The 23,275-nt window shown below is 50.5% G+C and carries 25 protein-coding genes; 23 read left to right on the top strand and 2 right to left on the bottom strand.

Translation table 11 applies throughout. The annotated features are described in order from the left end of the window. Nucleotides 1-25 precede the first annotated feature (25 nt). The 20 genes from C4F37_RS15560 to cdh all read left to right on the top strand — a co-directional run bounded on the left by C4F37_RS15560 (nucleotide 26) and on the right by cdh (nucleotide 20,235). Nucleotides 26-667, top strand: a complete 642-nt coding sequence (locus C4F37_RS15560; protein WP_001774104.1) for a phage baseplate assembly protein V — start codon at nucleotides 26-28, stop codon at nucleotides 665-667. Then, the gene (locus C4F37_RS15555) at nucleotides 664-1,011 is read left to right on the top strand and encodes a GPW/gp25 family protein (RefSeq protein WP_001774105.1); all 348 of its coding nucleotides are present in this window, start codon (nucleotides 664-666) and stop codon (nucleotides 1,009-1,011) included. The genes C4F37_RS15560 and C4F37_RS15555 overlap by 4 nt, the downstream gene beginning before the upstream one ends. A 4-nt stretch (nucleotides 1,012-1,015) precedes the next feature. Beyond that, the gene (locus tag C4F37_RS15550) at nucleotides 1,016-1,924 is read left to right on the top strand and encodes a baseplate assembly protein (protein ID WP_001121474.1); all 909 of its coding nucleotides are present in this window, start codon (nucleotides 1,016-1,018) and stop codon (nucleotides 1,922-1,924) included. Then, a complete protein-coding gene (locus tag C4F37_RS15545; protein ID WP_001774106.1) occupies nucleotides 1,917-2,447 on the top strand; it encodes a phage tail protein I in 531 nt (176 codons plus the stop codon). Before C4F37_RS15550 ends, C4F37_RS15545 begins: the two co-directional genes overlap by 8 nt. A gap of 10 nt (nucleotides 2,448-2,457) precedes the next feature. Continuing rightward, nucleotides 2,458-5,187 carry a phage tail-collar fiber domain-containing protein gene (locus C4F37_RS15540; protein WP_001774107.1) on the top strand — a complete coding sequence of 910 codons (2,730 nt, stop codon included), beginning with the start codon at nucleotides 2,458-2,460 and terminating at the stop codon, nucleotides 5,185-5,187. Between the two features lie 3 nt (nucleotides 5,188-5,190). Next, the gene (locus tag C4F37_RS15535) at nucleotides 5,191-5,715 is read left to right on the top strand and encodes a tail fiber assembly protein (RefSeq protein ID WP_001774108.1); all 525 of its coding nucleotides are present in this window, start codon (nucleotides 5,191-5,193) and stop codon (nucleotides 5,713-5,715) included. Nucleotides 5,716-5,987: 272 nt separating this feature from the next. Further along, nucleotides 5,988-7,373 (top strand): hypothetical protein, encoded by a 1,386-nt coding sequence (locus tag C4F37_RS15530; protein ID WP_001774109.1) that lies wholly within the window; start codon nucleotides 5,988-5,990, stop codon nucleotides 7,371-7,373. A gap of 279 nt (nucleotides 7,374-7,652) precedes the next feature. Further along, nucleotides 7,653-8,699, top strand: coding sequence for a DUF3800 domain-containing protein (locus C4F37_RS15525; protein ID WP_001774110.1), 1,047 nt, complete (start codon nucleotides 7,653-7,655; stop codon nucleotides 8,697-8,699). A gap of 481 nt (nucleotides 8,700-9,180) precedes the next feature. Beyond that, nucleotides 9,181-10,371: a phage tail sheath protein gene (locus tag C4F37_RS15520; protein WP_001286716.1), complete on the top strand. Its 1,191-nt coding sequence runs from the start codon at nucleotides 9,181-9,183 to the stop codon at nucleotides 10,369-10,371. A gap of 12 nt (nucleotides 10,372-10,383) precedes the next feature. Then, a complete protein-coding gene (locus C4F37_RS15515; protein WP_001251408.1) occupies nucleotides 10,384-10,902 on the top strand; it encodes a phage major tail tube protein in 519 nt (172 codons plus the stop codon). Between the two features lie 56 nt (nucleotides 10,903-10,958). Further along, on the top strand, nucleotides 10,959-11,234 hold the full coding sequence (locus C4F37_RS15510; RefSeq protein ID WP_001774111.1) for a phage tail assembly protein: 276 nt from the start codon (nucleotides 10,959-10,961) through the stop codon (nucleotides 11,232-11,234). Nucleotides 11,235-11,266: 32 nt separating this feature from the next. Then, complete coding sequence (locus C4F37_RS15505; protein ID WP_000785970.1) at nucleotides 11,267-11,386, top strand: GpE family phage tail protein; 120 nt, start codon at nucleotides 11,267-11,269, stop codon at nucleotides 11,384-11,386. After that, nucleotides 11,379-13,826 (top strand): phage tail tape measure protein, encoded by a 2,448-nt coding sequence (locus C4F37_RS15500; RefSeq protein WP_001774112.1) that lies wholly within the window; start codon nucleotides 11,379-11,381, stop codon nucleotides 13,824-13,826. Before C4F37_RS15505 ends, C4F37_RS15500 begins: the two co-directional genes overlap by 8 nt. Before the next feature lie 14 nt (nucleotides 13,827-13,840). Further along, nucleotides 13,841-14,320, top strand: coding sequence for a phage tail protein (locus C4F37_RS15495; RefSeq protein WP_001774113.1), 480 nt, complete (start codon nucleotides 13,841-13,843; stop codon nucleotides 14,318-14,320). After that, the gene (locus C4F37_RS15490) at nucleotides 14,320-15,483 is read left to right on the top strand and encodes a phage late control D family protein (protein ID WP_001774114.1); all 1,164 of its coding nucleotides are present in this window, start codon (nucleotides 14,320-14,322) and stop codon (nucleotides 15,481-15,483) included. The genes C4F37_RS15495 and C4F37_RS15490 overlap by 1 nt, the downstream gene beginning before the upstream one ends. A gap of 81 nt (nucleotides 15,484-15,564) precedes the next feature. After that, nucleotides 15,565-15,783: a prophage transcriptional regulator OgrK gene (gene ogrK / locus C4F37_RS15485; protein ID WP_000468308.1), complete on the top strand. Its 219-nt coding sequence runs from the start codon at nucleotides 15,565-15,567 to the stop codon at nucleotides 15,781-15,783. A gap of 235 nt (nucleotides 15,784-16,018) precedes the next feature. Beyond that, nucleotides 16,019-16,921: a CDF family cation-efflux transporter FieF gene (gene fieF / locus C4F37_RS15480; protein WP_001076748.1), complete on the top strand. Its 903-nt coding sequence runs from the start codon at nucleotides 16,019-16,021 to the stop codon at nucleotides 16,919-16,921. Between the two features lie 180 nt (nucleotides 16,922-17,101). Continuing rightward, complete coding sequence (gene pfkA / locus C4F37_RS15475; RefSeq protein WP_001318165.1) at nucleotides 17,102-18,064, top strand: 6-phosphofructokinase; 963 nt, start codon at nucleotides 17,102-17,104, stop codon at nucleotides 18,062-18,064. A 319-nt stretch (nucleotides 18,065-18,383) separates the two neighbouring features. Further along, the gene (sbp, locus tag C4F37_RS15470; protein ID WP_000758726.1) at nucleotides 18,384-19,373 is read left to right on the top strand and encodes a sulfate/thiosulfate ABC transporter substrate-binding protein Sbp; all 990 of its coding nucleotides are present in this window, start codon (nucleotides 18,384-18,386) and stop codon (nucleotides 19,371-19,373) included. Nucleotides 19,374-19,479: 106 nt separating this feature from the next. Beyond that, a complete protein-coding gene (gene cdh, locus C4F37_RS15465; RefSeq protein WP_001774116.1) occupies nucleotides 19,480-20,235 on the top strand; it encodes a CDP-diacylglycerol diphosphatase in 756 nt (251 codons plus the stop codon). A gap of 54 nt (nucleotides 20,236-20,289) precedes the next feature. On the opposite strand, the gene tpiA is transcribed toward cdh, so the two are convergent. Both tpiA and C4F37_RS15455 read right to left on the bottom strand, forming a co-directional pair. Further along, entirely contained in the window at nucleotides 20,290-21,057 is a 768-nt protein-coding gene (gene tpiA, locus C4F37_RS15460) for a triose-phosphate isomerase (protein ID WP_001216325.1), read from the bottom strand. 107 nt (nucleotides 21,058-21,164) lie between these two features. Then, nucleotides 21,165-21,764 carry a YiiQ family protein gene (locus tag C4F37_RS15455; RefSeq protein WP_000802217.1) on the bottom strand — a complete coding sequence of 200 codons (600 nt, stop codon included), beginning with the start codon at nucleotides 21,762-21,764 and terminating at the stop codon, nucleotides 21,165-21,167. A 100-nt stretch (nucleotides 21,765-21,864) separates the two neighbouring features. Here C4F37_RS15455 and C4F37_RS15450 point away from each other — a divergent pair, with 100 nt between their 5' ends. The 3 genes from C4F37_RS15450 to uspD all read left to right on the top strand — a co-directional run bounded on the left by C4F37_RS15450 (nucleotide 21,865) and on the right by uspD (nucleotide 23,271). Next, nucleotides 21,865-22,305 carry a DUF805 domain-containing protein gene (locus C4F37_RS15450; protein WP_000155257.1) on the top strand — a complete coding sequence of 147 codons (441 nt, stop codon included), beginning with the start codon at nucleotides 21,865-21,867 and terminating at the stop codon, nucleotides 22,303-22,305. Between the two features lie 211 nt (nucleotides 22,306-22,516). Next, nucleotides 22,517-22,816 (top strand): DUF406 domain-containing protein, encoded by a 300-nt coding sequence (locus C4F37_RS15445; RefSeq protein WP_000655986.1) that lies wholly within the window; start codon nucleotides 22,517-22,519, stop codon nucleotides 22,814-22,816. A gap of 26 nt (nucleotides 22,817-22,842) precedes the next feature. Then, on the top strand, nucleotides 22,843-23,271 hold the full coding sequence (gene uspD, locus C4F37_RS15440; protein ID WP_000323555.1) for a universal stress protein UspD: 429 nt from the start codon (nucleotides 22,843-22,845) through the stop codon (nucleotides 23,269-23,271). Nucleotides 23,272-23,275 lie beyond the last annotated feature (4 nt).

Genomic DNA, 23,275 nt, shown 5'->3' with positions numbered 1-23,275 from the left:
ATGACCCGGCGGCATCCTTCCCGTTATGAACACTCTCGCAAATATTCAGGAAATCGCGCGCGCACTGCGCAACATGATCCGCACCGGCCTTGTCGTCGAAACCGACCTTAACGCCGGTCGCTGCCGAGTGCAGACTGGTGGCATGTGCACTGACTGGCTTCAGTGGCTGACCCATCGCGCCGGGCGTTCGCGCACATGGTGGGCACCTTCCGTGGGGGAGCAGGTGCTGATTCTGGCCGTGGGCGGTGAACTCGACACGGCGTTCGTTCTGCCGGGGATTTATTCCGGCGATAACCCCGCGCCGTCTGCGTCGGCGGATGCCCTGCATATCCGTTTCCCTGACGGGGCGGTGATTGAATATGAACCCGAAACCAGTGCACTCACGGTAAGCGGAATTAAAACGGCCAGCGTGACGGCTTCTGATTCTGTTACCGCCACGGTGCCGGTGGCCATGGTGAAAGCGTCAACCCGCGTCACTCTGGACACACCGGAGGTGGTCTGCACCAACAAGCTGACTACCGGCACGCTGGAAGTGCAGAAGGGCGGGAAGATGCACGGCAACATCGAGCATACCGACGGGAAATTCACTTCTAACGGCGTTCAGGTGGATGACCACGGTCACGGTGGTGTTAAGTCAGGAGACAACTGGACACAGGGGACAAAATGACAGCGCGTTATCTCGGAATGAATCGCAGTAATGGCCTGACGGTCACTGACCTTGAGCATATCAGCCAGAGTATCGGCGATATCCTGCGCACACCGGTCGACTCACGGGTGATGCGTCGTGATTACGGCTCGTTGCTGGCATCAATGATTGACCAGCCGCAGACCCCGGCGCTTGAGTTGCAGATTAAAGTCGCCTGTTACATGGCAGTGCTGAAATGGGAACCCCGCGTCACCCTGTCATCCGTCACCACGGCGCGCAGTTTTGACGGGCGAATGACGGTCACGTTAACCGGCCAGCACAACGACACCGGCCAGCCACTTTCGTTAACCATCCCTGTGAGTTGAAACCATGCCGATTATCGACCTGAACCAGCTACCCGCACCGGATGTGGTCGAGGAGCTGGACTTTGAAACCATTCTCGCCGAACGCAAGGCGACACTGATTTCCCTTTACCCGGAAGACCAGCAGGAGGCGGTCGCCCGTACCCTGACGCTGGAATCGGAGCCTCTCGTCAAACTGCTGGAGGAAAATGCTTATCGTGAGCTTATCTGGCGTCAGCGTGTGAATGAGGCCGCACGGGCGGTGATGCTGGCCTGTGCTGCCGGTAATGACCTTGATGTGATTGGTGCCAATTACAACACCACGCGCCTGATTATCACCCCGGCAGATGATTCGACTATCCCGCCGACACCGGCAGTGATGGAGTCTGACACCGATTACCGGCTGCGTATTCAGCAGGCGTTTGAAGGTTTAAGCGTCGCCGGGTCGGTGGGTGCCTATCAGTATCATGGTCGCAGTGCCGACGGGCGTGTCGCGGATATCTCTGTCACCAGCCCGTCTCCTGCCTGTGTCACCATCTCTGTGCTGTCACGTGAAAATAACGGCGTCGCATCCGAAGACCTGCTGGCTGTGGTGCGTAACGCCCTTAATGGCGAGGACGTCAGGCCGGTGGCCGACCGCGTGACCGTGCAGTCTGCCGCCATCGTTGAATACCAGATAAACGCCACGCTTTACCTTTACCCTGGTCCCGAAAGCGAACCCATCCGCGCTGCCGCTGTGAAAAAGCTGGAAGCGTATATCACGGCACAGCACCGGCTGGGGCGCGACATCCGTCTGTCTGCCATTTATGCCGCTTTGCATGTGGAAGGTGTGCAGCGTGTCGAACTGGCTGCACCACTGGCCGACATCGTGCTCAACAGTACGCAGGCGTCTTTCTGTACCGAATACCGCGTCGTGACCGGAGGCTCGGATGAGTGATTCGCGACTGCTGCCGACCGGCTCATCACCGCTTGAGGTCGCCGCCGCAAAAGCCTGTGCGGAAATTGAAAAAACGCCGGTCAGTATTCGTGAGCTGTGGAACCCGGACACCTGCCCGGCAAATCTGCTGCCGTGGCTGGCGTGGGCGTTTTCGGTCGACAGGTGGGATGAAAAGTGGCCGGAAGCGACAAAACGCGCCGTTATCCGCGATGCGTATTTCATCCACTGTCATAAGGGCACGATAGGTGCAATCCGGCGTGTGGTGGAGCCGCTCGGCTATCTCATCAACGTGACGGAGTGGTGGGAAAACAGTGACCCGCCCGGCACCTTCCGGCTTGATATTGGTGTACTGGAAAGCGGTATCACAGAGGCAATGTATCAGGAAATGGAACGGCTGATTGCCGATGCCAAACCCGCAAGTCGCCACCTTATCGGTCTGAACATTATCCAGGACATTCCCGGCTATCTGTATACAGGCGGTGTGGTCTGTGATGGTGATGTTATTACTGTTTATCCCGGATAAGTGAGAAACAATGAGCACGAAATTTAAAACCGTTATCACTACTGCCGGAGCCGCAAAGCTGGCTGCCGCCACTGTCCCCGGCGGGAAAAAAGTAAACCTGTCTGCAATGGCCGTGGGTGACGGTAATGGCAAATTGCCGGTGCCGGATGCCGGTCAGACGAAACTGGTGCATGAGGTCTGGCGTCACGCTCTGAATAAAGTCAGCGTGGATAATAAGAATAAAAACTATATCGTGGCTGAACTGGTTGTACCGCCCGAAGTGGGCGGCTTCTGGATGCGTGAGCTTGGTCTGTATGACGATGCCGGAACACTGATTGCGGTATCCAACATGGCAGAAAGCTATAAACCAGAACTGGCTGAAGGCTCCGGACGTGCGCAGACCTGCCGCATGGTTATTATTATCAGTAACGTGGCGTCTGTTGAGCTGACTATTGATGCCAGCACAGTGATGGCGACGCAGGATTACGTCGATGACAAAATCGCAGAGCATGAGCAGTCCCGCCGCCATCCTGACGCCACGCTGACAGAAAAAGGTTTTACTCAGTTAAGCAGTGCAACAAACAGCACCAGTGAAAAGCTGGCGGCAACGCCAAAGGCAGTAAAAGCAGCCTATGACAATGCTGAGAAACGTCTGCAGAAAGACCAGAACGGTGGCGATATTCCAGATAAGGGCGCTTTTCTGGACAATGTTGGCGTTACCAGCCTGACGTTTATGAAAAACAATGGCGAAATGCCGCTTAATGCTGATCTGAATACGTTTGGTCCTGTTAAGGCTTATTCAGGTATCTGGTCTAAAGCAACATCCACCAACGCAACACTGGAGAAAAACTTCCCGGAAGATAATGCTGTCGGTGTGCTTGAGGTTTTTGCTGGCGGCAATTTTGCAGGCACGCAACGCTATACCACACGTGACGGAAATTTGTATACCCGCAAACTCATTGGAACATGGAATGGTAATGATGGACCATGGGGAGCATGGCGCCATGTTCAGGCTGTAACGCGTGCTCTAAGTACGACCATTGACCTTAACTCTCTCGGTGGCGCAGAACATTTAGGTCTATGGAGAAACAGCAGTTCAGCAATAGCTTCTTTTGAACGACATTACCCTGAGCAGGGAGGAGACGCGCAGGGCATTCTGGAAATTTTCGAAGGTGGGCTATATGGACGCACGCAGCGTTATACAACCCGTAACGGGACTATGTATATTCGCGGCCTGACAGCCAAATGGGATGCAGAAAATCCACAGTGGGAAGACTGGATCCAAATTGGTTATCAGACCAGTAGTACCTTCTATGAGGATGACCTGGATGATTTGATGTCTCCGGGTATTTACAGTGTGACAGGCAAAGCGACCCACACCCCAATCCAGGGGCAGTCTGGTTTTCTGGAAGTCATCAGGCGCAAGGATGGTGTCTATGTTTTGCAACGTTACACGACCACAGGAACCAGCGCAGCTACAAAAGACCGTTTATATGAGCGAGTGTTTCTTGGTGGCTCATTTAACGCGTGGGGGGAGTGGCGACAGATTTATAACTCAAACTCTTTGCCGTTAGAGTTGGGTATCGGTGGCGCAGTGGCAAAACTCACCAGCCTGGACTGGCAGACATACAATTTTGTGCCGGGCAGTCTGATAACCGTTCGGCTGGATAACATGACCAATATTCCCGACGGTATGGACTGGGGCGTCATTGATGGCAACCTGATAAACATCTCAGTCGGTCCGAGTGATGATTCTGGTTCGGGGCGCTCAATGCATGTATGGCGCAGCACTGTAAGTAAAGCCAACTACCGCTTTTTTATGGTGCGTATTTCAGGAAATCCGGGAAGCCGCACGATCACAACAAGACGAGTACCAATCATTGACGAAGCCCATACATGGGGCGCGAAACAGACATTCAGTGCTGGCCTTTCTGGTGAACTGTCCGGCAATGCGGCGACAGCAACAAAGCTGAAAACAGCCCGTAAAATTAATAACGTTTCGTTTGATGGAACATCAGATATTAACCTGACGCCGAAAAATATTGGTGCATTTGCTTCAGGAAAAACAGGAGACACCGTTGCGAATGATAAAGCCGTTGGATGGAACTGGAGTAGCGGAGCCTATAACGCAACTATTGGTGGTGCATCAACGTTAATTCTTCATTTTAATATCGGTGAAGGAAGTTGTCCCGCCGCCCAGTTCCGCGTTAATTATAAGAACGGCGGTATTTTTTATCGTTCTGCTCGTGACGGTTACGGATTCGAGGCTGACTGGTCTGAGTTTTATACCACAACGCGAAAACCTACAGCGGGAGATGTCGGTGCCCTGCCGTTATCTGGTGGTCAATTGAATGGTGCTCTGGGTATAGGAACATCCAGTGCTCTTGGCGGTAATTCGATTGTTTTGGGTGATAATGACACGGGCTTTAAACAAAATGGTGATGGTAATCTGGATGTTTATGCTAATAGCGTCCATGTTATGCGCTTTGTCTCGGGAAGTATTCAAAGTAATAAAACCATAAATATTACGGGGAGTGTTAATCCCTCGGATTACGGTAACTTTGATTCCCGCTATGTGAGAGATGTCAGACTTGGCACACGTGTTGTTCAGACCATGCAAAAAGGCGTGATGTATGAAAAATCAGGCCATGTAATCACGGGGCTTGGTATTGTCGGTGAAGTCGATGGTGATGACCCAGCAGTATTCAGACCAATACAAAAATACATCAATGGCACATGGTATAACGTTGCGCAGGTGTAAATTATGCAGCATTTAGAAAACATTAAGTCAGGTAATCCAAAAACAAAAGAACAATATCAGCTAACAAAGAATTTTGATGTTATCTGGTTATGGTCCGAAGACGGAAAAAACTGGTATGAGGAAGTAAGTAATTTTCAGCCAGACACAATAAAAATTGTTTACGACGAGAATAATATTATTGTCGCCATCACCAGAGATGCTTCAACGCTTAACCCTGAAGGTTTCAGCGTTGTCGAGGTTCCTGATATTACCTCCAACCGACGTGCTGATGACTCAGGTAAATGGATGTTTAAGGATGGTGCTGTGATTAAGCGGATTTATACGGCAGATGAACAGGAGCAACTGGCGGAATTACAGAAGGCAGCTTTGCTTTCCGAAGCTGAAACTATCATTCAGCCACTGGAACGCGCTGTCAGGCTGAATATGGCAACAGATGAGGAACGCGGCCGACTGGAAGCATGGGAACGCTACAGCGTTCTGGTCAGTCGTGTGGATCCTGCAAATCCCGAATGGCCGGAAATGCCGTAATAAGTTGTATGATCTCTGGTGTGAGCTTACATATCTATGGCACAGAGTAAAGCCTAATCTGACAGTCCGCTATGTGCCAGAAGCGGACGTTGCGGGACGTCAGATATCTAAAAAAACTAATGGTCCGCTTGGATAGATACTTACACAGGATGCAATAAAGAGTTTCTATTTCTTTGTGGTAGCAAACTTTGATTTCTGAAGGATAATACCTCCAATAAGTTGAAATCACATATATCGCTAAAGACTCTATACAACAACCAAGAGAGACCGCAATGGATAGTGTCAGTAGTGTTGAGCGTTTAAGAACAAAAGCTTTTTATCAGTTGCTTGTGGATAGGCTTGGAACTGAGGCCTGGGCTGCTCGCAAAGCTGCATATTTCAAGCGCATAAGAGAGAAGGAGGCTAAGTTTAACATCAATCTGCCGATAGAGCCCCAGCTCTTCATACCAGCAGAAGATGACATCGACTGGTACATTCTGGCGTCGTATCTGTCTCATGATTTTCCATATAGTGATGCTACTTACAGCAGCAGACGTATCTACCCCTATGCTATGGCCATCGGAGCTGTTGCAGACCAGCTTCGCAAAGTCCCATACGTCGATGATGTTCTGGACAAAATGCTAGCAAATAACAATAAACCAGAAACTCAAATTTTTGAGCTGCTGACGGCATCGTTCTACCTAAAGAACGGCTATGAGGTTGCCTTCATCCCAGAAAGCAGCATTGTTTGGCCCGATGGAAAGACCAAAAAATCACCGGATATGCTCGTCAAGTTAGGTGATCTGGAGTTCTACGTCGAGTGCAAAAGGTCGGATAAGCAAACCAAGTACTCAAAGACAGAAGAGCAAGCCTGGGCCAACATCTGGCATCAATTGAGCCAACATATGCTCAAAGTCGCACCATGGAACATTGTCGATATAATTTTCCATGAGCAGGTCGCCAGTGTGACTCCGGCAGACGTTATTAAAGCGGTGAATCTAGCCATTAAAGGGGGGACGGGAAAAGCTAATGAAGGTTCAATCAGTGTGGGAATACGAGCCATCGACAAATTAGGTCTCAGACGTCACTACAGAAAATTTTCAGTCAGAGCCAATAGCCCACAGCATGAATTGCTGGTATTTGGGGATCTAGATAGCAATGAGAAACGAAGTATCTCGACTATCGCTCAGAGAGTTATTCGTCCTGGCACCAATAACGATATTCTCAACATTTTTGTAGAGGATGTTGCAAAGTGCGTTGGAGCTCAGTGGTGCTGCGATCATGAGATTTCTCTTGGCCTCAGATCCAAGCATTTCAAGAGCTTGCTCAATGATGGAGTCATGCAGATTCCCCCTGATCGTGCTGGCGTGGTGCATATTTGGTATGAGACTTGCGAAGGCATAGATATTGAAGAACTACGTAGGGATAAAAACATGGAGCATATCTCGGCCTACGATGCCTCTAAAACAACCGTGTTGGGTGCTTTCCTGCATGCCGTTAATTATTACCCATTAGAGGACAACTATGAGTGGGCTGAGACTGTTCAAGACTTTGCCCGTGTCCCGGATTTGATGGGGCTCTTCCTTAGACAGCCATTGATGCTTACATCTGACTCGACGCGTGGGGTCGAAGGTGTCACACATTGGGAGCAAGATAAGACCGCAAAAAGCATGCGTTGAAAGTGGCTGGAATATGGCGATACTGGGAACATAACTATTCACCGCGTTTCATAACCCACTCTCGGCTGATTAACACACGTTATCGTTGGGGGAAAGGACCAATTCCCTACGTCCGCTCCTCGCTCTCAGCGGACCTTCAGCTCAGTGATATCGTCCGCTCTGTGCCATGAGCGGACGTTGCTTGCATCGATGGATCTCAATTAATAGGGTTAAAGGCTATAGCGCAATACTATCCAAAAAGGTATTTTGGGTGAAACAACAGCTATGGACACAGAATAAATGAGTATATTTTCAATTGATGAGTCTGGTTACACTGGGCGAGATCTTCTTCAAAAGTCACAACCTTGGCAAGGGGCCAGCGCTGTAAAGATTAGTCATGACGATGCTCTTCATCTTATCAGACAACATTTTCCTAAACACAAAGCCCCTGAATTGAAATTTAGCTCTCTTAAAAAGCGAGATAGTTATCAAAAACCAATTTTTACTTTGCAACAGGAACTACTTGCCAATTTTCCATGTGTTACTTGTGTTGCCGATAAACGTTTGATTCTAATTCAAATGTTTATTGAGTATGCGGTAGAGCCTTTTTACTATGACCATGGGATAAATCTATACGAAAATGGTGGAAACGTTTCTATGGCATCAATGGCTTACTATGTCTGCCAAAGCTACTTTGGTAGAGATTTTGATAATATCCTAATATCTTTTCAAAATGCGATGCATGAGAAAACGCACACAGCAGTAAATAACCTTATTGCGAACGTTAGGGCCGTGAATTGGCGTCTATTACCGGAAGTGCTGGGGCCACTAGCTTTAGAGCATCCAGATTGTATTACGGCAATAACTAATCCAAAAATTTCTACTGATGCAGCATTTGTTATTCTTCAAGCACTAATATCACGCACTGAATTAATGTCAGAGGGACCGTATAGCATTGAGCATGATCGTTCTAAAAATCTTTTACAATACAATGAATATCTTTCGATGCTTATCAAATGTCAGACGCCAGCCGAGTTTAAGATGTCTGAAATCGCCAGTATTAAATTCCCATTAAAGCTTGAGCATGTTCACCAAGTTGATTCAAAACTAAGCCCGGCAGTTCAATTATGTGATATTTTGATTGGTAGTGCTATAACAGGAGTGCGTCAATTATTGAATGATAAATCATTGTCATTTTATTCTCCTTTAAAACTGTATGAAGATAACCAAATAATTCATTTTTCACCTAATTTAGATTTCGAAGGGCAGCAAAAATTCAGGCATAACGGCCAAGGTAATGAGTATATTGATTTCATTGCTGAACAATTTAATAAGTTTGGAAAGTGATTTCAGTGGTGGGTATCAACTCTGACACATATAAATAGTGATATGATGACCCATGACGAATATTTACTGTTTCGTGACAATGATTCACATGCACTTATTTATTTCCCCTGTGCAATAAACTCTGACTAGAGTTGCGGACAGAGACGGCACTTAATTATCTGAGCTATAGCAACTATAGATTTCCACTAAAAGCCACTACTCTGACAGACATCTATTTGTTTAGCGATTCTGCATCCTATTCTATGCTGATTACAGTGTAAGGCCTGCTTCTCGCTCAAAGCAGACTGTCAGATTTGATAGCGTTTTGGCTATGTAAATTGTCAGTCGGGAAATAAGTGAGTACAAATCAGGACAGGCGAGCGAATTGCCCGCCTTTTCTTTACCGGTGGTTGTGCTGTCGATTAGCCAACCGGGACAAATAGTCTGACATCTCGGGTACAACTGAAAATACCACTCACCCATTAACCACGGAGTTAAACGGATGAGTGACTATCATCACGGCGTGCAGGTGCTGGAGATTAACGACGGCACCCGCGTCATTTCCACCGTATCCACTGCCATTGTCGGCATGGTCTGCACGGCCAGCGATGCGGATGCGGAAACCTTCCCCCTCAATAAACCGGTGCTGATTACCAATGTGCAGAGTGCAATTGCAAAGGCCGGTAAAAAAGGCACGCTGGCGGCATCGTTGCAGGCCATCGCTGACCAGTCAAAACCGGTCACCGTTGTCGTGCGCGTGGAAGACGGCACCGGCGATGACGAAGAAACGAAGCTCGCGCAGACCGTTTCCAATATCATCGGCACCACCGACGAAAATGGTCAGTATACCGGACTGAAAGCCCTGCTGGCGGCAGAGTCGGTAACCGGTGTTAAACCGCGTATTCTTGGTGTGCCGGGGCTGGATACCAAAGAGGTGGCTGTTGCACTGGCATCAGTCTGTCAGAAGCTGCGCGCTTTCGGATATATCAGCGCATGGGGCTGTAAGACCATTTCCGAGGTGAAAGCCTACCGCCAGAATTTCAGCCAGCGTGAGCTGATGGTCATCTGGCCGGATTTCCTCGCATGGGATACGGTCACCAGTACCACCGCCACCGCGTATGCCACCGCCCGTGCGCTGGGTCTGCGCGCTAAAATCGACCAGGAGCAGGGCTGGCATAAAACGCTGTCCAATGTCGGGGTGAACGGTGTTACCGGCATCAGCGCATCTGTATTCTGGGATTTGCAGGAGTCCGGCACCGATGCTGACCTGCTTAACGAGTCAGGCGTCACAACGCTGATTCGCCGTGACGGTTTCCGGTTCTGGGGTAACCGTACCTGCTCTGATGACCCGCTGTTCCTCTTTGAAAACTACACCCGCACCGCGCAGGTGCTGGCCGACACGATGGCTGAGGCGCACATGTGGGCGGTGGACAAGCCCATCACCGCAACGCTGATTCGCGACATCGTTGACGGCATCAATGCCAAATTCCGTGAGCTGAAAACAAACGGCTATATCGTGGATGCGACCTGCTGGTTCAGTGAAGAATCCAACGATGCGGAAACCCTCAAGGCCGGAAAACTGTATATCGACTACGACTATACCCCGGTGCCTCCTCTTGAAAACCTGACCCTGCGCCAGCGTATTACTGATAAATACCTGGCAAATCTGGTCACCTCGGTTAACAGCAATTAAGGAGCATGACCGATGGCAATGCCGCGCAAACTCAAGTTAATGAACGTCTTTCTGAACGGCTACAGCTATCAGGGCGTTGCAAAGTCCGTCACGCTGCCAAAACTGACCCGTAAGCTCGAAAACTATCGCGGTGCGGGGATGAACGGCAGCGCACCGGTAGACCTCGGCCTTGATGACGATGCGCTGTCAATGGAGTGGTCGCTCGGGGGCTTCCCGGATTCGGTTATCTGGGAGCTTTACGCCGCAACCGGTGTGGATGCCGTGCCGATTCGTTTTGCAGGCTCTTACCAGCGCGACGATACCGGCGAAACGGTGGCCGTCGAAGTGGTCATGCGTGGACGTCAGAAAGAAATCGACACCGGCGAGGGTAAACAGGGAGAAGACACCGAGTCGAAAATCTCCGTGGTCTGCACCTATTTCCGGCTGACGATGGACGGTAAGGAGCTGGTCGAAATCGACACCATCAACATGATTGAGAAGGTGAACGGCGTCGACCGGCTGGAGCAACACCGCCGAAATATCGGCCTGTGATTTTCATCCGGTCAGCCTGGCTGACCGGTTAACCCTGATTCAGAAGTGAGAAAACCATGAACAAAGAAAATGTCATTACCCTGGACAATCCGGTCAAGCGTGGTGAGCAGGTTATCGAACAGGTCACGCTGATGAAACCCAGTGCGGGGACGCTGCGCGGTGTCAGTCTGGCTGCGGTCGCAAACTCAGAAGTCGATGCACTGATTAAGGTGCTGCCGCGCATAACGGCACCGATGCTGACCGAGCAGGAAGTCGCCGCGCTGGAACTGCCTGACCTTGTGGCGCTGGCCGGTAAGGTGGTCGGTTTTTTGTCGCCGAACTCGGTGCAGTAACGTTCCCGAAAAATCTGTCGGTCGATGACCTGATGGCGGATGTGGCAGTGATATTTCACTGGCCGCCATCAGAACTGTATCCCATGAGCCTGACCGAACTCATCACATGGCGCGAAAAGGCGCTCCGGCGAAGCGGAAACACGAATGAGTAACAATGTAAAATTACAGGTATTGCTCAGGGCTGTTGACCAGGCATCCCGCCCGTTTAAATCCATCCGCACAGCGAGTAAGTCGCTGTCGGGGGATATCCGGGAAACACAAAAATCACTGCGCGAGCTGAACGGTCACGCATCCCGTATTGAGGGATTTCGCAAGACCAGCGCACAGCTTGCCGTGACTGGTCATGCACTTGAAAAGGCACGGCAGGAAGCCGAAGCCCTTGCCACACAGTTTAAAAACACTGAACGTCCGACCCGTGCTCAGGCGAAAGTGCTGGAATCCGCAAAGCGTGCGGCGGAGGACTTACAGGCGAAATATAACCGCCTGACAGATTCCATTAAACGCCAGCAGCGGGAACTGGCCGCTGTGGGAATTAATACCCGCAATCTTGCACATGATGAGCAGGGACTGAAAAACCGTATCAGTGAAACCACCGCACAGCTTAACCGTCAGCGTGACGCGCTGGCGCGTGTCAGTGCACAACAGGCAAAACTTAACGCAGTAAAACAGCGTTATCAGGCCGGAAAGGAACTGGCCGGAAATATGGCCTCAGTGGGCGCTGCCGGTGTGGGGATTGCTGCTGCGGGAACGATGGCCGGAGTTAAGTTGCTGATGCCCGGTTATGAGTTTGCGCAGAAAAACTCAGAATTGCAGGCTGTGCTCGGTGTGGCAAAAGACTCCGCCGAAATGGCTGCACTACGCAAGCAGGCGCGCCAGCTCGGCGACAATACCGCAGCCTCGGCAGATGATGCAGCCGGTGCGCAGATTATTATTGCGAAAGCCGGTGGGGATGTTGATGCCATTCAGGCGGCAACGCCGGTCACGCTGAATATGGCGCTGGCGAACCGTCGCACGATGGAAGAAAACGCCGCCCTGCTGATGGGGATGAAATCCGCCTTTCAGCTTTCAAACGATAAGGTCGCTCATATCGGGGATGTTCTCTCCATGACGATGAACAAAACCGCCGCCGATTTTGATGGCATGAGCGATGCGCTGACCTATGCCGCACCTGTGGCAAAAAATGCTGGTGTCAGCATTGAAGAAACCGCCGCAATGGTCGGGGCGCTGCATGATGCAAAAATTACAGGCTCAATGGCGGGGACGGGAAGCCGTGCCGTGTTAAGTCGCCTGCAGGCACCAACGGGAAAAGCATGGGATGCACTCAAAGAGCTTGGCGTGAAAACCTCAGACAGTAAAGGGAATACTCGACCAGTATTTACCATTCTGAAAGAAATGCAGGCCAGTTTTGAGAAAAACCGGCTCGGTACTGCCCAGCAGGCTGAATACATGAAAACTATTTTCGGGGAGGAGGCCAGCTCAGCCGCCGCCGTGCTGATGACTGCCGCCTCAACTGGAAAGCTGGACAAACTGACCGCTGCGTTTAAAGCCTCAGACGGGAAGACCGCCGAGCTGGTAAATATCATGCAGGACAATCTCGGCGGTGACTTTAAAGAGTTTCAGTCCGCTTATGAGGCGGTGGGGACTGACCTGTTTGACCAGCAGGAAGGCTCGCTGCGTAAGCTCACGCAGACGGCCACAAAGTATGTGTTAAAACTCGATGGCTGGATACAGAAAAACAAATCACTGGCGTCAACCATTGGCCTCATTGCCGGTGGCGCGCTGGCGCTTACTGGCATCATCGGTGCAATTGGTCTTGTAGCCTGGCCGGTTATCACCGGCATTAATGCCATCATCGCGGCAGCAGGCGCAATGGGGGCAATCTTCACGACGGTTGGCAGTGCTGTTATGACCGCCATCGGGGCGATTAGCTGGCCGGTTGTGGCTGTGGTGGCCGCTATTGTCGCCGGGGCGTTGCTTATCCGTAAATACTGGGAGCCTGTCAGCGCATTCTTTGGCGGTGTGGTTGAAGGGCTGAAAGCGGCATTTGCGCCGGTGGGGGAGCTGTTCACGCCACTGAAACCGGTGTTTGACTGGCTGGGCGAAAAATTACAGGCCGCGTGGCAGTGGTTTAAAAACCTGATTGCCCCGGTTAAAGCCACCCAGGACACCCTGAATCGTTGCCGTGACACGGGCGTCATGTTCGGGCAGGCACTGGCTGACGCGCTAATGCTGCCGCTTAATGCGTTCAACAAACTGCGCAGCGGTATTGACTGGGTACTGGAAAAGCTCGGGGTCATCAACAAAGAGTCAGACACACTTGACCAGACCGCCGCCAGAACTCATGCCGCCACGTATGGCACCGGTGGTTATATTCCGGCGACCAGCTCTTATGCAGGCTATCAGGCTTATCAGCCGGTCACGGCACCGGCTGGCCGCTCTTATGTGGACCAGAGTAAAAACGAATATCACATCAGCCTGACGGGTGGTACTGCGCCGGGGATACAGCTTGACCGCCAGTTACAGGATGCGCTCGAAAAATACGAGCGGGATAAACGTGCGCGCGCTCGTGCCAGCATGATGCATGACGGTTAAGGAGGTGACGAAAAATGATGCTCGCGTTAGGTATGTTTGTTTTTATGCGCCAGACGCTGCCACACCAGACCATGCAGCGTGAATCAGATTATCGCTGGCCGTCAAATTCCCGTATCGGTAAACGGGATGCCTTTCAGTTTCTCGGTGTTGGCGAGGAAAACATCACGCTTGCCGGTGTGCTTTATCCCGAACTGACCGGCGGAAAGCTGACGATGACCACGCTCAGACTGATGGCAGAGGAAGGTCGGGCGTGGCCGTTGCTGGATGGCACCGGCATGATTTACGGCATGTATGTCATCAGCAGGGTGAGTGAAACAGGGAGTATTTTCTTTGCAGACGGCACACCCCGAAAAATTGATTTTACGCTGTCGCTCACCCGCGTTGATGAATCACTGGCCGCGCTTTATGGCGATATCGGTAAACAGGCAGAATCGCTCATCGGTAAGGCTGGCAGTATGGCGACTAAATTCACGGATATGACGGGGGCGGGATAATGCTGGATGCACTGACATTTGATGCAGGCAGTACGCTGACGCCGGATTACATGCTGATGCTCGACAGCAGGGATATTACCGGCAATATCAGCGACCGTCTGATGAGCATGACCCTGACGGATAACCGGGGCTTTGAGGCTGACCAGCTTGATATTGAACTGAACGATGCCGACGGGCAGGTCGGGCTGCCGGTTCGTGGCGCTGTCCTGACGGTGTATATCGGCTGGAAAGGTTTTGCCCTGGTATGCAAAGGGAAATTTACCGTTGATGAGGTTGAACACCGGGGCGCGCCGGATGTGGTTACCATCCGCGCCCGGAGTGCAGATTTTCGCGGGACGTTCAATTCCCGCCGGGAAGGCTCATGGCATGACACCACGCTCGGTGCGATTGTTGAGGCGATAGCCTCCCGTAACAGGCTGGAAGCCAGTGTCACTCCGTCACTGGCCGGAATTAAAATCCCGCACATCGACCAGTCGCAGGAGTCTGATGCGAAATTCCTGACCCGTCTTGCAGAACGCAACGGCGGTGAGGTGTCGGTAAAAATGGGAAAACTGCTGTTTCTCAAAGCGGGGCAGGGCGTGACGGCCAGCGGTAAAAAAATCCCGCAGATTACCATCACCCGCAGCGACGGCGACTGTCATCATTTTGCGATTGCTGACCGCGGAGCCTATACCGGCGTAACGGCAAAGTGGTTACACACCAAAGACCCGAAGCCGCAAAAGCAGAAGGTAAAACTGAAACGCAAAAAGAAAGAAAAACACCTGCGCGCACTGGAGCACCCGAAAGCGAAACCGGTCACGCAGAAGAAAGCGCCAAAAGTACCTGAAGCGCGCGAAGGTGAATACATAGCCGGTGAGGCTGACAATGTTTTTGCCCTGACCACGGTATATGCCACAAAAGCGCAGGCCATGCGTGCCGCTCAGGCGAAGTGGGATAAACTGCAACGGGGTGTTGCGGAGTTCTCCATCAGCCTGGCTACCGGTCGGGCAGATATTTACACGGAAACACCGGTCAAAGTGTCAGGCTTTAAGCGTGTCATAGACGAGCAGGACTGGACAATCACTAAGGTGACACATTTTCTGAATAATAGCGGCTTCACGACGTCTTTGGAGCTTGAGGTAAGGCTTTCTGATGTGGAGTACGAAACAGAAGATGATGAGTGATGTGTTTTATTTATCTGTTTGTTTTGTAAGTATAAATTAACTAAAATGGCAACATCAACAAAACCGGAAGAGGTGCTCGCGATGTTTCATTGTCCTTTATGCCAGCATGCCGCACATGCGCGTACAAGCCGCTATATCACTGACACGACAAAAGAGCGTTATCACCAGTGTCAGAACGTGAATTGCAGCGCCACGTTCATCACTTATGAGTCGGTACAGAGATACATCGTGAAGCCGGGAGAAGTCCACGCCGTAAGGCCGCACCCGTTGCCGTCAGGGCAGCAAATTATGTGGATGTGATCACAAAAATAGCCCCTCAGTCGAGGGGCTTATTTATGGTCGATGTGGACGCTATGTGGACAGTGGTTGATATAAATCCATTTATATCATCAGGTTAGGTGCTTTTTTGTGACACCATCCCTGTCTTCCCCCACATGATGTGGGGGTTTTTTTTATCCTCAATTTGCCTGCTGCTTAATGCATTGCAGATGATTTGCTTCCGTTATACTACCGTCAGTTGATAGCGGGAGTATTTATGAATCAATCTTATGGACGGCTGGTCAGTCGGGCGGCGATTGCTGCGACGGCGATGGCTTCGCTGCTATTGCTGATTAAAATTTTTGCATGGTGGTATACCGGGTCGGTGAGTATTCTCGCCGCGCTGGTGGATTCGCTGGTGGATATCGGCGCGTCGTTGACGAATTTACTGGTGGTGCGATATTCCCTGCAACCTGCCGACGATAATCACTCGTTTGGTCACGGTAAAGCTGAGTCCCTCGCGGCGCTGGCGCAAAGTATGTTTATCTCCGGTTCGGCACTATTCCTGTTTTTGACGGGTATTCAACATCTGGTATCTCCAACACCGATGACAGATCCAGGCGTCGGGGTTATCGTGACAATTGTGGCGCTAATTTGTACGATTATCCTTGTCTCGTTTCAGCGTTGGGTGGTGCGCCGGACGCAAAGCCAGGCGGTGCGGGCTGATATGCTACATTACCAGTCTGATGTTATGATGAACGGCGCAATTCTGCTGGCGCTGGGGTTGTCCTGGTACGGCTGGCATCGCGCCGATGCTCTGTTTGCATTGGGAATCGGCATCTATATTTTATATAGCGCGTTACGCATGGGATATGAGGCGGTACAGTCATTACTGGATCGCGCATTACCTGATGAGGAACGGCAAGAAATTATTGATATCGTGACTTCCTGGCCGGGTGTTAGCGGCGCTCACGATCTTCGCACGCGGCAGTCAGGGCCGACCCGCTTTATTCAGATTCATTTGGAAATGGAAGACTCTCTGCCTTTGGTTCAGGCACATATGGTGGCGGATCAGGTAGAGCAGGCTATTTTACGGCGTTTTCCGGGATCGGATGTGATTATCCATCAGGACCCCTGTTCCGTCGTACCCAGGGAGGGTAAACGGTCTATGCTTTCATAATCAGTATAAAAGAGAGCCAGACCCGCATTTTGTGTATAAAATACCGCCATTTGGCCTGACCTGAATCAATTCAGCAGGAAGTGATTGTTATACTATTTGCACATTCGTTGGATCATTTCGATGTGCAAGAAGACTTCCGGCAACAGATTTCATTTTGCATTCCAAAGTTCAGAGGTAGTCATGATTAAGAAAATCGGTGTGTTGACAAGCGGCGGTGATGCGCCAGGCATGAACGCCGCAATTCGCGGGGTTGTTCGTTCTGCGCTGACAGAAGGTCTGGAAGTAATGGGCATTTATGACGGCTATCTGGGTCTGTATGAAGACCGTATGGTACAGCTAGACCGTTACAGCGTTTCTGACATGATCAACCGTGGTGGTACGTTCCTCGGTTCTGCGCGTTTCCCGGAATTCCGCGACGAGAACATCCGCGCCGTGGCTATCGAAAACCTGAAAAAACGTGGGATCGACGCGCTGGTGGTTATCGGCGGTGACGGTTCCTACATGGGTGCAATGCGTCTGACCGAAATGGGCTTCCCGTGCATCGGCCTGCCGGGCACTATCGACAACGACATCAAAGGCACTGACTACACTATCGGTTTCTTCACTGCGCTGAGCACCGTTGTAGAAGCGATCGACCGTCTGCGTGACACCTCTTCTTCTCACCAGCGTATTTCCGTGGTGGAAGTGATGGGCCGTTATTGTGGCGATCTGACGTTGGCTGCGGCCATTGCCGGTGGCTGTGAATTCGTTGTGGTTCCGGAAGTTGAATTCAGCCGTGAAGACCTGGTAAACGAAATCAAAGCGGGTATCGCGAAAGGTAAAAAACACGCGATCGTGGCGATTACCGAACATATGTGTGATGTTGACGAACTGGCGCATTTCATCGAGAAAGAAACCGGTCGTGAAACCCGCGCAACTGTGCTGGGCCACATCCAGCGCGGTGGTTCTCCGGTGCCTTACGACCGTATTCTGGCTTCCCGTATGGGCGCTTACGCTATCGAGCTGCTGCTGGCAGGTTACGGTGGTCGTTGCGTAGGTATCCAGAACGAACAGCTGGTTCACCACGACATCATCGACGCTATCGAAAACATGAAGCGTCCGTTCAAAGGCGACTGGCTGGACTGCGCGAAAAAACTGTATTAATGATTTCGGAAAAAGGCAGATTCCTTTAGCCTGAAACCGATGACAGAAGCAAAAAGGCCTGATGCGCTTCGCTTATCAGGCCTACATGAATTCTGTAATCTATTGAATTTGCAAACTTTTGTAGGCCGGATAAGGCGTTTGTGCCGCATCCGGCATGGACAAAGCGCACTTTGTCAGCAATATGAGGCGGATTTCTTCCGCCTTTTTAATCCCCCAACATATACTCGCAAGTTATAGCCAATCTTTTTTTATTCTTTAATGTTTGGTCAACCTTCTGGCACGCTTTGCTCATCACAACACAACATAAGAGAGTCGGGCGATGAAAAAGTGGGGCGTAGGGTTAACATTTTTGCTGGCGGCAACCAGCGTTATGGCAAAGGATATTCAGCTTCTTAACGTTTCATATGATCCAACGCGCGAATTGTACGAACAGTACAACAAGGCATTCAGCGCCCACTGGAAACAGCAAACTGGCGATAACGTGGTGATTCGTCAGTCACACGGTGGTTCAGGCAAACAAGCGACGTCGGTAATCAACGGTATTGAAGCTGATGTTGTCACGCTGGCTCTGGCCTATGACGTGGACGCAATTGCGGAACGCGGGCGGATTGATAAAGAGTGGATCAAACGTCTGCCGGATAATTCCGCACCGTACACTTCCACCATTGTTTTCCTGGTACGTAAGGGTAATCCGAAGCAGATCCATGACTGGAACGATCTGATTAAACCGGGTGTTTCGGTGATCACGCCTAATCCGAAAAGCTCTGGTGGCGCGCGCTGGAATTACCTGGCAGCCTGGGGCTACGCGCTGCATCACAACAACAACGATCAGGCAAAAGCACAGGATTTTGTTCGGGCACTGTATAAAAACGTCGAAGTTCTGGATTCTGGCGCGCGCGGATCCACTAACACTTTTGTCGAGCGCGGAATTGGCGATGTACTGATTGCCTGGGAAAATGAAGCTCTGCTGGCAGCGAATGAACTGGGGAAAGATAAATTCGAAATCGTCACGCCGAGTGAGTCTATCCTCGCAGAGCCAACCGTGTCGGTGGTCGATAAAGTGGTCGAGAAAAAAGACACCAAAGAGGTGGCGGAAGCCTACCTGAAATATCTCTACTCGCCAGAAGGTCAGGAAATTGCAGCGAAAAACTACTACCGTCCGCGCGACGCTGAGGTAGCGAAAAAGTACGAAAATGCGTTTCCAAAATTGAAGTTATTCACCATTGATGAAGAGTTCGGCGGCTGGACGAAAGCGCAAAAAGAGCATTTTGCTAACGGCGGTACGTTCGATCAGATCAGCAAACGCTGATTTCCCCAGGATAATTATCAAGCCCGGTGGTTTCTCGCCACTGGGTTTTTTATTTGTCACGATTTTGCGTTACCCTTGCATCTCTTTGAGGTACAGGGAAAAAAAGATGAAAAAAGCGGGTCTTCTTTTTTTGGTGATGATAGTTATCGCCGTTGTGGCTGCCGGTATTGGTTACTGGAAATTAACCGGTGAAGAGTCAGACACGTTACGTAAGATTGTTCTTGAGCAATGTTTGCCCAACCAGCAGGAAAACCAAAACCCGTCGCCATGTGCGGAAGTCAAACCCAACGCCGGATACGTGGTTTTAAAAGATCGTCATGGCCCACTGCAATATCTGTTGATGCCAACGAACCGTATTAACGGTACTGAAAGCCCATTGTTGACCGATCCGTCAACGCCTAATTTTTTCTGGTTAGCCTGGCAGGCGCGTGATTTTATGAGCCAAAAATACGGCCAGCCTGTTCCCGATCGCGCGGTATCTCTGGCGATCAACTCCCGCACCGGGCGTACGCAAAACCATTTTCATATTCATATTTCTTGTATTCGTCCTGATGTGCGCGAACAGCTGGATAACAATCTGGCGAACATCAGTAGCCGCTGGTTGCCACTGCCAGGTGGTTTGCGTGGGCATGAGTACCTGGCGCGTCGGGTAACGGAAAGCGAACTGGTACAACGCAGCCCATTTATGATGCTGGCGGAAGAAGTGCCTGAGGCGCGGGAACATATGGGAAGCTACGGGCTGGCGATGGTACGGCAGAGTGATAACTCATTTGTATTGCTGGCGACACAACGAAATCTACTGACGCTGAACCGTGCTTCAGCCGAAGAAATCCAGGATCATCAGTGTGAGATTTTGCGTTAAGGCGAGGAGTTTAGGAAAGTAAGTGCCGGATATGAAATCCGGCACCTGTCAGACTTAAGCCTGTTTAGCCGCTTCTGCAGCTTTAACGATCACGGCGAAAGCGTCAGCTTTCAGAGAAGCACCGCCAACCAGCGCGCCGTCGATGTCTGGCTGAGCAAACAGTTCTGCAGCGTTAGACGCGTTTACAGAGCCGCCGTACTGAATGATCACTTGTTCAGCGATGTTAGCGTCAACTTTAGCAATGTGGTCACGGATGAATTTGTGAACAGCCTGTGCCTGAGCCGGAGTTGCAGATTTGCCAGTACCGATTGCCCATACAGGTTCGTAAGCGATAACCGCACCTTCGAATGCCGCAGCACCCTGAGTTTTCAGTACCGCGTCGATCTGACGTGCACAAACTTCTTCAGTTTTGCCCGCTTCGTTTTCCGCTTCGGTTTCACCGATGCACAGAACCGGAGTCAGTCCCTGCTCTTTCAGCACCGCGAATTTTTTCGCGATCAGTTCGTCAGATTCTTTGTGGTAAGTACGACGTTCAGAGTGGCCGATGATGATGTACTGTGCGCCGATGTCTTTCAGCATAGCAGCAGAGGTTTCACCGGTGAATGCGCCGGACAGGTTCAGGTCCACGTTTTGCGCACCCAGCATGATGTGGCTGCCTTCAGCTTCACGCTTCGCCATATCGATGTACATTTCCGGTGGTGCGATTGCAACCGCACAGCCAGCAACACCTGCCAGCTCTTTACGCAGGTTAGATACCAGCTCGTGAACCATGTGGCGGCTGCCGTTCAGTTTCCAGTTACCCATCACTAAAGGATGTCGCATTTTAATTCTCCACGCTTATAAGCGAATAAAGGAAGATGGCCGCCCCGCAGGGCAGCAGGTCTGTGAAACAGTATAGAGATTCATCGGCACAAAGGCTTTGCTTTTTGTCATTTATTCAAACCTTCAAGCGATTCAGATAGCGCCAGCTTAATCGGTTCAACAGCGAAGGTCAGCCCCTTTTCGCCGTTGTCCGCGACAACATAACGCAGTGCACCTTCTGTCTCGGTGTAATAACGTTTGTTTTTCCCCGCCGTTAGTAGCGACTGCAGTTTTTTCTGGCTTTGAGTTTTGGTCATTAATGGGGTGAGTGTGCGGATCACCGCTGCCATGTATGCCTGAGCTTTCGCTTTCGCGGCTTTTTGCTCTGGCCCCTGGATGGGTAGCCAGGTTATTTGAATGCTTTTGATTTTTAAGGTACCGCGCTCCAGCGCAGTAGAAGCATACAAGTTCTCGTTAATTTTACTTGCTGCACGAGTGAGATTGGCTTTGTCGGGACTGCTGTCGATGGCACGAAATTCGTTCAGTGGCAGGCTGGGATTCTGGCTGTTAAAGTCTTCTCGAAACTGGCTGATGGAGAGATCGAAAGTAGGGGCTCCAGCCAGCAGATAAGGCGCGGTCGTTGCCGTATCTGGTGTTTGTGCATGCGCCGTTGTTGTAACGGTTAATGCAGAACATAAGAGAAAAAACAGCGTACACCCTGGCTTCATTGACAGTACCTTTTGTTATGACTGGCTCCGATTAAAACGATATCTGTCGCCCTTGTCAAAAGGGTAGAATCCTGGAAAAGACAACCATCAAGGAACTTACATGACCATACAGCAATGGTTATTCTCATTTAAAGGGCGTATTGGACGCCGTGATTTCTGGATTTGGATAGGCCTGTGGTTCGCAGGCATGCTGGTGCTTTTCTCACTGGCGGGTAAAAATTTACTCGATATTCAGACCGCGGCGTTTTGCCTTGTGTGCTTGCTTTGGCCAACAGCGGCAGTAACCGTTAAGCGCTTGCATGATCGCGGGCGTTCCGGCGCATGGGCATTTCTGATGATTGTGGCGTGGATGCTGCTGGCGGGTAACTGGGCAATTTTACCGGGTGTCTGGCAATGGGCGGTGGGGCGTTTTGTCCCGACATTGATTCTGGTGATGATGCTTATCGATCTTGGTGCGTTTGTTGGCACACAAGGCGAAAATAAATATGGTAAAGATACCCAGGATGTGAAGTATAAAGCCGACAATAAATCAAGTAATTAACCTTTAATATATCTCTTATCGCTATTTTTTTCCGGGATTGTTATTTCCACGATGCAAGTGACAATGCCCGGAAAATCCTTCTGAACTCTTCACCTTAAGCAATATCAAAAAAAATGGTAATCCATAAGATCATTACTTGTTTGTTCTTCCTTTAACGGCGCATTATTCTTAAGTCGTAATCGACAGAGAGGCGAATATACAGAGGTGCCCTATGAAAGATGTCGTAGATAAATGCAGTACTAAAGGATGTGCGATTGATATCGGTACGGTGATTGATAACGACAACTGTACCAGTAAGTTTTCGCGCTTTTTTGCCACCCGCGAAGAAGCAGAGTCCTTTATGACCAAACTGAAAGAGCTTGCCGCCGCTGCATCCTCTGCAGATGAAGGGGCCAGCGTGGCCTATAAGATTAAGGATCTGGAAGGGCAAGTTGAGCTTGATGCGGCCTTCACCTTCTCATGCCAGGCCGAGATGATTATTTTTGAGTTATCACTGCGTTCGTTAGCTTGATGGAGTTGCTTCAGAAGGAGTTAAACATGGCTTATAAACACATTGGCGTGGCAATTTCCGGGAATGAAGAAGATGCCTTACTGGTGAATAAAGCCCTGGAGCTCGCCAGACATAATGACGCTCACCTGACGTTAATTCATATTGATGATGGCTTAAGCGAGTTGTATCCGGGTATCTACTTCCCTGCAACAGAAGATATTCTTCAATTGTTGAAGAATAAGTCGGATAACAAGCTGTATAAACTGACGAAAAATATTCAATGGCCGAAGACAAAACTGCGTATTGAACGCGGAGAAATGCCGGAAACACTGCTGGAAATTATGCAAAAAGAGCAGTGCGACCTCCTTGTCTGTGGTCATCACCACTCATTTATCAACCGTTTGATGCCGGCATATCGCGGGATGATCAATAAGTTGAGTGCGGATCTCTTGATCGTGCCGTTTATCGACAAGTAACCGC

This window comes from Escherichia sp. R1 (assembly GCF_003000935.1).
Classification (GTDB): domain Bacteria; phylum Pseudomonadota; class Gammaproteobacteria; order Enterobacterales; family Enterobacteriaceae; genus Escherichia; species Escherichia coli.
This window is presented reverse-complemented; position numbering and strand designations above follow the sequence as displayed.